This window comes from Pseudomonas lyxosi (genome assembly GCF_047758685.1).
Classification (GTDB): domain Bacteria; phylum Pseudomonadota; class Gammaproteobacteria; order Pseudomonadales; family Pseudomonadaceae; genus Aquipseudomonas; species Aquipseudomonas lyxosi.
The window spans coordinates 6,330,686-6,343,406 of the sequence record NZ_CP180481.1 but is presented as its reverse complement, the minus strand read 5'-3'; the positions used below and the strand labels follow the sequence as shown (position 1 = coordinate 6,343,406).

The 12,721-nt window shown below is 60.3% G+C and carries 9 protein-coding genes; 7 read left to right on the top strand and 2 right to left on the bottom strand.

The features are described from left to right. Positions 1-699: a bifunctional 2-polyprenyl-6-hydroxyphenol methylase/3-demethylubiquinol 3-O-methyltransferase UbiG gene (gene ubiG, locus ACMXYI_RS29075; protein ID WP_123364644.1), complete on the bottom strand. Its 699-nt coding sequence runs from the start codon at positions 697-699 to the stop codon at positions 1-3. A 57-nt stretch (positions 700-756) separates the two neighbouring features. Then, a complete protein-coding gene (locus ACMXYI_RS29070; RefSeq protein WP_415770478.1) occupies positions 757-2,091 on the bottom strand; it encodes a TRZ/ATZ family hydrolase in 1,335 nt (444 codons plus the stop codon). A 108-nt stretch (positions 2,092-2,199) separates the two neighbouring features. Here ACMXYI_RS29070 and mtnA point away from each other — a divergent pair, with 108 nt between their 5' ends. The 7 genes from mtnA to cmk all read left to right on the top strand — a co-directional run bounded on the left by mtnA (position 2,200) and on the right by cmk (position 12,658). Then, a complete protein-coding gene (gene mtnA, locus ACMXYI_RS29065) occupies positions 2,200-3,276 on the top strand; it encodes an S-methyl-5-thioribose-1-phosphate isomerase (RefSeq protein ID WP_201186645.1) in 1,077 nt (358 codons plus the stop codon). A gap of 424 nt (positions 3,277-3,700) precedes the next feature. Beyond that, the gene (gene gyrA, locus ACMXYI_RS29060; RefSeq protein WP_415770475.1) at positions 3,701-6,367 is read left to right on the top strand and encodes a DNA gyrase subunit A; all 2,667 of its coding nucleotides are present in this window, start codon (positions 3,701-3,703) and stop codon (positions 6,365-6,367) included. A 64-nt stretch (positions 6,368-6,431) separates the two neighbouring features. Then, positions 6,432-7,517, top strand: coding sequence for a 3-phosphoserine/phosphohydroxythreonine transaminase (gene serC, locus ACMXYI_RS29055; protein WP_415770474.1), 1,086 nt, complete (start codon positions 6,432-6,434; stop codon positions 7,515-7,517). Beyond that, positions 7,517-8,611, top strand: coding sequence for a prephenate dehydratase (gene pheA, locus ACMXYI_RS29050; protein WP_033055815.1), 1,095 nt, complete (start codon positions 7,517-7,519; stop codon positions 8,609-8,611). Before serC ends, pheA begins: the two co-directional genes overlap by 1 nt. Before the next feature lie 12 nt (positions 8,612-8,623). After that, positions 8,624-9,736 (top strand): histidinol-phosphate transaminase, encoded by a 1,113-nt coding sequence (hisC, locus tag ACMXYI_RS29045; protein ID WP_415770472.1) that lies wholly within the window; start codon positions 8,624-8,626, stop codon positions 9,734-9,736. Positions 9,737-9,764: 28 nt separating this feature from the next. Next, a complete protein-coding gene (locus ACMXYI_RS29040; protein WP_415773997.1) occupies positions 9,765-11,972 on the top strand; it encodes a bifunctional prephenate dehydrogenase/3-phosphoshikimate 1-carboxyvinyltransferase in 2,208 nt (735 codons plus the stop codon). Beyond that, positions 11,969-12,658 (top strand): (d)CMP kinase, encoded by a 690-nt coding sequence (gene cmk / locus ACMXYI_RS29035; RefSeq protein WP_415770470.1) that lies wholly within the window; start codon positions 11,969-11,971, stop codon positions 12,656-12,658. Before ACMXYI_RS29040 ends, cmk begins: the two co-directional genes overlap by 4 nt. Positions 12,659-12,721: the final 63 nt, after the last annotated feature.

Here is a 12,721-nt window from a genome sequence, read left to right as displayed (position 1 = left end):
TTACTCCTCGCGCAGGGTCTGGATCATGTAGTTGACGTCCACGTCGGAGGCCAGTTTGTAGTGCTTGGTCAGCGGGTTGTAGGTCAGGCCGATGATGTCCTTGACGGTCAGGCCGGCCATGCGGCTCCAGGCACCCAGCTCCGAAGGGCGGATGAATTTCTTGAAATCGTGGGTGCCGCGCGGCAGCAGCTTCATGATGTATTCCGCGCCGACGATGGCGAACAGGTACGCCTTCGGGTTGCGGTTGATGGTGGAGAAGAACACCTGGCCGCCGGGCTTGACCATGCGGAAGCAGGCGCGGATCACCGAGGATGGATCCGGCACGTGTTCGAGCATTTCCAGGCAAGTGACCACGTCGAATTGCTCGGGCATTTCTTCAGCCAGGCCTTCGGCGGTGATCTGCCGGTATTCGACGCTCACGCCGGATTCCAGTTGATGCAGTTGCGCGACCGCCAGCGGCGCTTCGCCCATGTCGATGCCCATGACGGTAGCGCCGCGCTGGGCCATGGCTTCGCTGAGGATGCCGCCGCCGCAACCGACGTCGAGGACTTTCTTGCCAGCCAGATTGACCCGTTCGTCAATCCAGTTGACCCGCAGCGGGTTGATGTCGTGCAGCGGTTTGAACTCGCTTTCGCGGTCCCACCAGCGATGGGCCAGGGCTTCGAATTTGGCGATTTCGGCGTAGTCGACGTTGCTCATGGTTCAGTCCTCTAAAACTTGAAAAATCCTGTTGCCCCGGTGGTGAGTCCGGGGTGCTTACGATTCGGTATGGCCGCTGATGCGCTGGCCCCACGCCTTGGCGGTGGCGCAGAGCTGTTGTTCATCCAGGCGAGTCAGGCGACGGTCGTCGAGCAGTTGCTTGCCGGCGACCCAAAGGTGTTTCACGCAGTCGCGGCCGGTGGCATATATAAGCTGCGAAACCGGGTCGTAGACCGGTTGCTGCGCCAGGCCGGAGAGGTCGAATGCGACGATGTCTGCCGCTTTGCCGACTTCCAGCGATCCCACCTCTGATTCAATACCCAGCGCGCGGGCGCCGTTGAGTGTGGCCATGCGCAGGGCGCGATGAGCGTCCAGTGCGGTGGCCGAACCGGCGACGGCTTTGGCCAGTAAGGCGGCGGTGCGGGTTTCACTGAGAAGGTCCAGATCATTGTTGCTGGCCGCACCATCGGTGCCGATCGCCACATTGACGCCAGCCTGCCACAAACGCTCCACCGGGCAGAACCCGCTGGCCAGCTTCAGGTTCGACTCCGGGCAATGAATCACGTTGGTGTTATTTTCTACCAGCAACACCAGGTCCTCGTCGCTGATCTGAGTCATGTGGACGGCCTGGAAACGCGGCCCAAGCAAGCCCAGGCGCCCGAGGCGGGCCAACGGGCGTTCGCCGCGCTGCTCGACGGATTGCTGCACTTCAAAAGCAGTTTCATGCACATGCATATGGATCGAGGCGTCCAGTTCTTCGGCGATTACCCGGATTTTCTCCAGGTTCTCGTCGCCCACCGTGTAGGGTGCGTGGGGGCCAAAGGTCACTTTGATACGCTCGTGGTGCTTGAGATCGCCAAACAATTCGACGCCCTGACGAATGGCTTCGTCCGCCGTGCTGGCGCCTGGAATCGGGAAGTCGAGGATCGGAATCGCGATTTGTGCGCGAATGCCGCTGTTATGCACGCGCTCGCTGGCAACCTTCGGGAAGAAATACATGTCAGAGAAACAGGTGATGCCACCTTTGATCTGCTCGGCGATCGCCAAATCCGTGCCGTCACGTACGAAAGCTTCATCGACCCACTTGGCTTCGGCCGGCCAGATGTGGTCTTCCAGCCAGGTCATCAGCGGCAGATCATCGGCCAGGCCACGGAACAGCGTCATCGCCGCATGCCCGTGGGCATTGATCAAACCGGGGCAGAGCAACATGTCCGGCAGTTCGCGGACTTCGGTTGCGTTAAGCTTCAGCGCAGCCGAGCGTGGGCCGATGAATACGATGCGTCCGTCGCGGATGCCCAGGGCGTGCTCTTTGAGGACAACGCCAGCGGGTTCGACGGGTACCAGCCAGGTCGGCAGCAATAGCAAGTCGAGCGCAGCGGCAGTGTTCGGCATCGAGAATCGGTTCCAGAGCTTTTGTAAAGGATGGCGAAGTATACCCGAGCGTCTTCGCAGGGGGATCGCTATAATCGACGGCTTTTGTTCATGAGTACGGGGTGACGGATGCGCGATCGACTGTTGGCTGCGGAGAAGGTGAAGGCCATCGATTGGCGCGATGATGCCCTGTACCTGCTGGATCAGCGTATTTTGCCGTTCGAGGAAACCTGGATCGCCTACACCAGTGCTGCTGGCGTGGCCGAGGCCATTCGCTCGATGGTGGTGCGCGGCGCGCCGGCGATTGGCATCAGTGCCGCCTATGGTGTTGTGCTGGCGGCCCGCGCGCGGTTTGCCGAGGGCGGTGACTGGCAGGCGGCGCTGGAAGAGGATTTCGCGCTGCTGGCCGATTCCCGTCCGACCGCGGTCAACCTGTTCTGGGCCCTGGGCCGCATGCGCGACCGGCTTGAACGTCTGAAGCATCACGCCGATCCGCTGGCGGTGCTGGAGGCGGAGGCTATCGCCATTCACGAAAGTGATCGCGAAGCTAACCTGACCATGGCGCAACTGGGTGTGGACCTGATCCGCAAGCACCAGGGCAACGCTCAGGCGATTCTGACCCACTGCAACACCGGCGCTCTGGCCACCGGCGGCTTTGGCACGGCGCTCGGCGTGATTCGTGGCGCTTTCATTGAAGGCATGGTCGAGCGCGTCTATGCCGACGAAACCCGTCCATGGCTGCAAGGTTCGCGGCTGACCGCATGGGAATTGGCCAACGAAGGCATTCCCGTCACGCTCAATGCCGACTCCGCCGCCGCCCACATCATGAAGACCAAGGGCATTACCTGGGTAATCGTCGGCGCTGACCGGATCACCGCCAATGGTGATGTGGCCAACAAGATCGGCACTTATCAGCTGGCGGTGAACGCCATGCACCACGGCGTGCGCTTCATGGTGGTGGCGCCGAGTTCGACCATCGACATGAACCTGGCCAGCGGTGATGACATTCCGATTGAAGAACGCGATGGTCGCGAGTTGCTGGAAGTCGGCGGCAAGCGGGTCGGGGCGGATGTCGATGCGTTCAACCCGGTATTCGACGTGACCCCGGCTGACTTGATCGATGCGATCGTCACCGAAAAAGGCATCGTCGAGCGCCCGGACACCGCGAAAATGGCGCAGTTGATGTGTCGCAAGCGTCTGCATTGACGCTTTGTGTTGTCGGATAAATTGCTATCGCGAGCAAGCTTTGCTCCTACAGGTTCCACATTCCTGTAGGAGCAAGGCTTGCCCGCGATGAACGATGACACGGTCTACCGCCCCTGATACCCGGCATTTTGCTTGCAAATCTTGGGTTGTGACGCCTCTAAGCCTCTCTCGTCCCCTTCAAGCCTGTCACCGGTCAACTAACTATGCTCCATGCGCATCAGGGGGATAGGTGCGTGGCGGCTCTTGTGATAACATCCGGCGGTTTCCAAGGTAGCCCGATGTGGCTGCCTTTACTGCGCAGATCCATGGCATAACTCGTTGATTTGTCGTAAGTCGGTGCATGGCACTCAGCCTGCAGCGGCGAGCTTCGTTCGTCCCATATGGATGTGACGAAGTTTCACCAGAAAAAGGAATCAGGCTTCTCATGGGCGAACTGGCCAAAGAAATCCTCCCGGTCAATATCGAAGACGAGCTGAAGCAGTCCTACCTCGACTACGCGATGAGCGTAATTGTCGGGCGGGCACTGCCGGATGCGCGCGATGGCTTGAAGCCCGTGCACCGGCGTGTGCTGTTCGCGATGAGCGAGCTGGGCAACGACTTCAACAAGCCGTACAAGAAATCTGCCCGTGTTGTCGGTGACGTGATCGGTAAGTATCACCCTCACGGTGATACCGCGGTGTACGACACCATCGTTCGGATGGCGCAGCCATTCTCGCTGCGTTACCTGCTGGTAGACGGTCAGGGCAACTTCGGTTCCGTGGACGGCGACAACGCCGCAGCCATGCGATACACCGAAGTGCGCATGACCAAGCTGGCGCACGAGCTGCTGGCTGACCTGCACAAAGAAACCGTGGACTGGGTGCCGAATTACGACGGCACCGAAATGATCCCTGCGGTCATGCCGACCCGTATTCCCAACCTGTTGGTCAACGGCTCCAGCGGTATCGCCGTGGGCATGGCAACCAACATTCCGCCGCACAACCTCGGTGAAGTCATCGACGGTTGCCTGGCACTCATCGACAACCCTGAGTTGACCATCGATGAGCTGATGCAATACATCCCTGGTCCGGACTTCCCGACCGCCGCGATCATCAACGGTCGCGCCGGCATCATCGAAGCCTACCGCACCGGTCGTGGCCGCATTTACATGCGCGCCCGCTCGATGATCGAAGACATCGACAAGGTCGGTGGCCGTCAGCAGATCGTCATCACCGAACTCCCTTACCAGCTGAACAAGGCCCGTCTGATCGAGAAGATCGCCGAGCTGGTAAAAGAGAAGAAGCTCGAAGGCATCACCGAACTGCGCGACGAGTCCGACAAGGACGGTATGCGCGTCGTGATCGAGCTGCGTCGCGGCGAAGTGCCTGAGGTGATCCTCAACAACCTCTACGCCCAGACCCAGCTGCAAGCGGTGTTCGGTATCAACATCGTCGCGCTGATCGACGGCCGTCCGCGGATCCTGAACCTCAAGGACCTGCTGGAAGCCTTCGTTCGTCACCGTCGCGAAGTCGTTACCCGCCGTACCGTTTTCGAACTGCGTAAAGCGCGCGAACGTGGTCACATTCTGGAAGGCCAAGCGGTTGCCCTGTCGAACATCGACCCGGTCATCGCCCTGATCAAAGCCTCGCCAACGCCGTCGGAAGCCAAGGAAGCGCTGATCAAGACTGCGTGGGAATCTTCCGCCGTGGTCGCGATGGTTGAGCGTGCCGGTGCCGATTCGTGCCGTCCAGAGACCCTGGACCCGCAATACGGTCTGCGCGAAGGCAAGTACTTCCTGTCGCCAGAGCAGGCGCAAGCCATTCTGGAACTGCGTTTGCACCGCCTGACCGGTCTGGAACACGAAAAGCTGCTGGCCGAGTATCAAGAGATCCTCAACCAGATCGGCGAACTGATCCGCATCCTCAGCAGCGCCACGCGCCTGATGGAAGTGATCCGCGAAGAGCTGGAAGTGATCCGTGCCGAATACGGCGACGTGCGTCGCACCGAGATTCTCGATGCCCGTCTCGACCTGACCCTGGGTGACATGATCCCGGAAGAAGAGCGCGTCGTGACCATTTCCCACGGTGGCTACGCCAAGACCCAGCCATTGGCTGCGTACCAGGCTCAGCGTCGTGGCGGTAAAGGCAAATCGGCTACCGGCGTGAAGGATGAGGACTACATCGCTCACCTGCTGGTCGCCAACAGCCACACCACGCTGCTGCTGTTCTCCAGCAAAGGCAAAGTGTACTGGCTGAAAACCTATGAAATCCCGGAAGCCTCCCGCGCTGCCCGTGGTCGTCCGCTGGTCAACCTGCTGCCGCTGGACAGTGATGAATACATCACCACCATGCTGCCGGTCGACGAATACACCGAAGGTCACTTCATCTTCATGGCCACTGCCAAAGGCACCGTGAAGAAGACCCCGCTGGAATCCTTCAGCCGTCAACGCAGCGTCGGTCTGATCGCGCTGGAGTTGGACGAAGGTGACGTACTGATTTCTGCCGCGATTACCGATGGCGAACGCGAAGTCATGCTGTTCTCCGACGGCGGCAAGGTCACTCGCTTCAAGGAAACCGACGTTCGCGCCATGGGACGTACCGCTCGCGGTGTTCGCGGTATGCGTCTGCCGGAAGGTCAGAAGCTGATTTCGATGTTGATCCCGGAAGAAGGCAGCCAGATCCTCACCGCTTCGGCGCGTGGTTATGGCAAGCGCACGGCGATCACCGAATTCCCTGAGTACAAACGTGGCGGGCAGGGCGTTATCGCCATGGTCAGCAACGACCGTAACGGCCGTCTGGTCGGTGCAGTCCAGGTGCTCGACGGTGAGGAAATCATGCTGATTTCCGATCAGGGCACACTAGTTCGTACTCGTGTCGACGAAGTCTCCAGTCTGGGTCGTAACACCCAGGGCGTGACCCTCATCAAACTGGCCAGCGATGAAACGCTGGTAGGTCTGGAGCGGGTTCAGGAACCGTCGGAAGTCGAAGGTGAAGAGCTGGAAGAAGGTGAAGAGGGTGTCGAACTGGAAGGAACCGTAATCGGTGCCGAGCCGGACGATGCTGTCGACAACCTGCAGGCTGACGCCGCAGACGAAGAAGAGCCGCAAGACTAACCAAATCGTAGCAGGGCAGAGTGTTTGCTCTGTCCGCTACCGTGATTGCATAGCGAGAGTGGATGTGAGCAAACGAGCCTATAACTTCTGCGCAGGTCCTGCTGCGCTTCCTGAAGCTGTCCTGTTGCGTGCCCAGTCCGAGCTGCTCGACTGGCACGGTAAAGGCCTGTCGGTCATGGAAATGAGCCATCGCAGCGATGAGTTCGTGTCCATTGCCACCAAGGCCGAGCAGGATCTGCGTGATCTGCTGAATATCCCCTCGAACTATAAAGTGCTGTTTCTGCAAGGTGGCGCCAGCCAGCAATTTGCTCAGATTCCTCTGAACTTGTTGCCGGAAAGCGGCACCGCCGACTATATCGACACCGGTATCTGGTCGCAGAAAGCCATCGAAGAAGCTTCGCGCTACGGAAACGTCAACGTTGCCGCTACCGCCAAGCCTTACGACTATTTCGCTATTCCCGGTCAGAACGAATGGAACCTGTCGAAAGACGCGGCCTACGTTCACTACGCGCCGAACGAAACCATCGGCGGTCTGGAATTCAATTGGGTCCCGGAAACCGGTGATGTTCCGCTGGTGGCCGACATGTCTTCCGACATTCTCTCGCGTCCGATCGATGTTTCGCGCTTCGGCATGATCTATGCCGGCGCCCAGAAAAACATCGGCCCGAGCGGCGTCGTCGTCAACATCGTTCGCGAAGACCTGTTGGGTCACGCCCGTTCCCTGTGCCCGACCATGCTTAATTACAAGGTCGCGGCCGACAATGGCTCGATGTACAACACCCCGCCAACCCTGGCCTGGTACCTCTCGGGTCTGGTATTCGAGTGGCTGAAAGAGCAGGGTGGTGTTGAAGCCATCGGCAAGCTCAATGAAGTTAAACAGCGCACGCTGTACGACTTCATCGACGCCAGCGGCTTGTACAGCAACCCGATCAACAAGTCGGATCGCTCGTGGATGAACGTGCCGTTCCGCCTGGCTGACGACCGTCTCGACAAGCCATTCCTGGTCGGTGCCGAAGAGCGTGGCCTGTTGAATCTCAAGGGTCACCGTTCCGTGGGTGGCATGCGTGCCTCCATCTATAACGCCGTCGACATCGTTGCGGTCAACGCACTGATTTCGTACATGGCAGAGTTCGAGAAGGAACACGGCTAATGTCTGAGCAAGAACTCAAGGCACTGCGCCTGCGCATTGATGCCCTGGACGAGAAAGTCCTGGAGCTGATCAGTGAGCGCGCACGCTGCGCCCAGGAAGTTGCGCGAGTAAAGATGGCCTCGCTGGCCGAAGGCGAAGTGCCGGTGTTCTATCGTCCTGAGCGTGAAGCTCAGGTGCTCAAGCGTGTCATGGAGCGCAACAAGGGGCCGCTGGGCAACGAAGAGATGGCGCGGCTGTTCCGCGAAATCATGTCCTCGTGCCTGGCCCTCGAGCAGCCGTTGAAAGTGGCGTACCTCGGCCCTGAAGGCACCTTCACCCAAGCCGCAGCCATGAAGCACTTCGGCCACGCCGTGATCAGCAAGCCGATGGCGGCGATCGACGAAGTGTTCCGTGAAGTGGCGGCCGGTGCGGTGAACTTTGGCGTGGTCCCGGTGGAAAACTCCACCGAGGGCGCGGTCAACCACACCCTCGACAGCTTCCTCGAACACGACATGGTGATCTGTGGCGAAGTCGAGCTGCGGATTCACCACCACCTGTTGGTCGGTGAAAACACCAAGACCGACAGCATCAGCCGCATCTATTCCCATGCCCAGTCCCTGGCCCAGTGCCGCAAGTGGCTGGACGCGCACTACCCGAATGTCGAGCGCGTGGCGGTGTCCAGCAACGCCGAAGCGGCCAAGCGGGTCAAGGGTGAGTGGAACTCGGCGGCGATTGCCGGCGACATGGCCGCAGGCTTGTACGGGCTGACCCGTCTGGCCGAGAAAATCGAGGATCGTCCGGACAACTCCACGCGATTCCTGATGATCGGCAGCCAGGAAGTACCGCCGACCGGCGACGACAAGACTTCGATCATCGTCTCCATGAGCAACAAGCCCGGCGCTCTTCACGAGTTGCTGGTGCCGTTCCACGACAACGGCATCGACCTGACGCGCATCGAGACGCGTCCGTCGCGCAGCGGTAAATGGACCTACGTGTTCTTCATCGACTTCGTCGGCCACCACCGTGATCCGTTGATCAAGGGTGTGCTGGAAAAGATCAGTCAGGAAGCAGTGGCACTCAAAGTGCTGGGTTCCTACCCGAAAGCAGTTCTCTAAGGGCGGTAGCAAATGAGTGGTGACTTCCTCGCTCTGGCACAGCCGGGCGTGCAACAACTTTCGCCTTACGTTCCGGGCAAGCCTGTGGACGAACTGGCGCGCGAACTGGACCTTGATCCGGCCAGCATCGTCAAACTGGCCAGCAACGAAAACCCGTTGGGTGCCAGTCCCAAGGCTCTGGCAGCCATTCACGAAGCGCTGGCCGAGCTGACCCGCTATCCGGACGGCAACGGTTTTGCGCTCAAGACCCTGCTGGCCAAACAGTGCCGCGTCGAGCTGAATCAGGTGACGTTGGGCAACGGTTCCAATGACATTCTGGAGTTGGTCGCCCGTGCCTACCTGGCGCCGGGTCTGAACGCCGTGTTCAGCGAGCACGCGTTTGCGGTCTATCCGATTGTCACTCAAGCCGTCGGCGCTACAGCCAAAGTGATCCCGGCCAAAGACTGGGGTCATGATCTGTCGGCCATGCTCGCCGCGATCGATGCTGATACCCGCGTAGTCTTTATCGCCAACCCGAACAACCCGACCGGGACCTGGTTTGGCGCCGAAGCGCTGGACGAATTCCTGCAGGACGTACCAGAACACGTGCTGGTGGTGCTGGACGAGGCCTATATCGAATACGCCGAAGGCAGCGACTTGCCGGATGGCCTGGATTTCCTGGCGGCTTACCCGAACCTGCTGGTTTCGCGCACGTTCTCCAAGGCTTATGGCTTGGCAGCGTTGCGGGTCGGCTATGGCTTGTCCACTGCGGTGGTCGCGGATGTGCTGAACCGCGTGCGTCAGCCGTTCAACGTCAACAGCCTGGCCCTGGCCGCTGCGTGCGCTGCGCTGCAAGACACCGAGTACCTGGCTGAAAGCCGTCGCCTGAACGAATCCGGCATGCAGCAACTGGAAGCGGGTTTCCGTGAGCTGGGGCTGAGCTGGATTCCGTCCAAGGGCAACTTCATTTGTGTCGATCTGGGTCGTGTTGCGGCTCCGGTCTTCCAGGGTTTGCTGCGCGAAGGCGTGATCGTGCGTCCAGTGGCCAACTACGGCATGCCGAACCACTTGCGCATCACCATCGGTCTGCCGGCGGAAAACAGCCGCTTCCTCGAAGCGCTGAGCAAGGTTCTGGCTCGTGGTTGATGTCACTGCACTGCAATCTGCTGAACCTATGATCGGTCGCCTGGTGGTGGTCGGTCTGGGGCTGATCGGCGGTTCGTTTGCCAAGGGTTTGCGTGAAAGCGGCCTGTGCCGCGAAGTGGTCGGGGTCGATCTCGACCCGCAGTCGCGCAAACTGGCGGTTGAGTTGGGTGTGGTGGATCGCTGCGAAGAAGACCTGGCCGCTGCATGCCAGGGCGCCGACGTGATTCAGCTGGCCGTGCCGATCCTTGCCATGGAAAAAATGCTCGGCCGATTGGCCGGCATGGACCTGGGTCAAGCGATTCTGACCGACGTCGGCAGCGCCAAAGGCAATGTGGTGCGGGCGGCAACCGAGGCGTTTGGCGGCATGCCGGCGCGTTTCGTGCCGGGTCACCCGATTGCCGGTTCCGAGCAGAGCGGGGTGGAAGCCTCTAACTCAGAGTTGTTCCGTCGCCATAAAGTAATTCTGACTCCGCTGGATCAAACTGATCCGGCAGCCCTGGCAGTGGTCGACCGGTTGTGGCGCGAATTGGGCGCCGATGTCGAGCACATGCAGGTCGAGCGTCACGACGAAGTGTTGGCGGCGACCAGCCATTTGCCGCACTTGTTGGCGTTCGGTTTGGTCGATTCGTTGGCCAAGCGCAATGAAAACCTTGAGATCTTCCGTTACGCTGCCGGCGGTTTCCGCGATTTCACAAGAATCGCGGGTAGCGACCCGGTCATGTGGCACGACATCTTCCTCGCCAACCGCGAAGCTGTTCTGCGCACACTCGATACATTTCGCAGCGACCTCGACGCCTTGCGCGACGCGGTCGATGCAGGGGATGGGCACCAATTGTTGGGCGTGTTCACTCGCGCCCGGGTTGCCCGCGAACATTTCAGTAAAATCCTGGCCCGCCGGGCATATGTGGACGCTATGAATTCCAACGACCTGATTTTCCTGGCACAACCTGGTGGCCGCCTGACTGGGCGGATTCGAGTACCGGGCGACAAATCGATTTCCCACCGTTCGATCATGCTTGGCTCCCTGGCTGAAGGCGTTACCGAAGTGGAAGGTTTCCTCGAGGGCGAAGACGCCCTGGCAACCTTGCAAGCCTTCCGCGACATGGGCGTCGTGATCGAAGGTCCGCACCACGGTCGCGTGACCATTCACGGCGTCGGCCTGCATGGCTTGAAGCCTGCGCCGGGTCCGATCTATCTGGGCAACTCCGGCACGTCGATGCGTCTGCTGTCTGGCCTGTTGGCTGCGCAGAACTTCGACAGCACGCTGACGGGCGATGCTTCGCTGTCGAAGCGTCCGATGAATCGCGTGGCCAATCCGCTGCGTGAAATGGGCGCTGTGATCGAGACCGCTGCTGAAGGTCGTCCACCGATGACCATTCGCGGCGGCAACAAGCTCAATGGCCTGACCTACACCATGCCGATGGCCAGTGCCCAGGTTAAATCCTGTCTGCTGCTGGCGGGTTTATACGCCGAAGGCAAGACCACCGTCACCGAGCCGGCTCCAACCCGCGACCACACCGAGCGCATGCTGCGTGGCTTTGGCTACCCGGTCTCCGTCAACGGTGCGACCGCTTCGGTCGAGTCCGGCCACAAGCTGACCGCGACCCACATTGAAGTGCCGGGCGACATCTCGTCTTCCGCGTTCTTCCTGGTGGCCGCGTCGATCGCCGAAGGTTCTGAGTTGGTGCTTGAGCACGTCGGCATCAACCCGACCCGTACCGGTGTGATCGACATCCTGCGTCTGATGGGCGCTGATATCACCCTGGAAAACCAGCGTGAAGTCGGCGGTGAGCCGGTTGCGGATCTGCGCGTACGTGCAGCTAAACTCAAAGGTATCGAGATTCCCGAGGCGCTGGTTCCGCTGGCCATCGACGAATTCCCGGTGCTGTTCGTGGCCGCTGCCTGTGCCGAAGGGCGCACCATCCTGCGTGGCGCCGAAGAGCTGCGGGTTAAGGAGTCGGACCGGATTCAGGTCATGGCGGATGGCTTGCTGGCGCTTGGCGTCAAGTGCGAGCCGACCCCGGACGGCATCATCATCGACGGCGGCCAGATCGGTGGCGGCGAAGTGCACGGACACGGCGATCACCGGATTGCCATGGCCTTCAGCGTGGCATCGCTGCGCGCCACTGCACCGATCCGCATCCATGATTGCGCCAACGTCGCGACGTCGTTCCCGAACTTCCTCGCGCTGTGCGCGCAGGTCGGTATCCGTGTTGCACAAGAGGCTCAGTCGTGATTATCAAGCCACCGGTCATTACCATCGACGGGCCTAGCGGTTCGGGCAAAGGCACTATTGCCGGGATTCTGGCCAAGCGCCTGGGCTGGTGCCTGCTGGATTCCGGTGCGCTGTACCGTCTGCTGGCATTCGCCGCGCGTAACCATGGCGTCGATCTGACCAATGAAGAGTCGCTGAAGCTGTTGGCCGCTCATCTGGACGTGCAGTTCGTCGGTGCGACCGAAGGTCATCCGCAGCGGATCATTCTTGAAGGTGACGATGTCACTGATGATCTGCGCAACGAACAAGTTGGCGCCTGGGCTTCCCAGGTCGCTGCGTTGCCGGCGGTGCGTGATGCGCTGCTCCAGCGCCAGCGGGCGTTTCAGGAGGCTCCGGGGCTAGTGGCCGATGGTCGCGACATGGGCACGGTGGTTTTCCCCGATGCACCGCTGAAGATATTCCTCACTGCCAGTGCCGAGGAGCGTGCGCGCCGTCGATACTTGCAGTTGAAGGGCAAAGTCGATGGTGTTAGTCTGTCGAGTCTGCTAGATGAGATACGTGTCCGCGATGAGCGTGACACCCAGCGAGCGGTAGCCCCGCTCAAGCCGGCGGCTGACGCCATACAGCTGGATTCCACGGAATTATCCATCGAGCAGGTGCTGGAACGCATCATGAGCGAGATCGCCATTCGCGATATCGCCGGGTGACCAAGAAACTCCGTAGGGGACCAGTCATAGTCTTGCGGTGTTTCTTCTAATGAACATAACCCA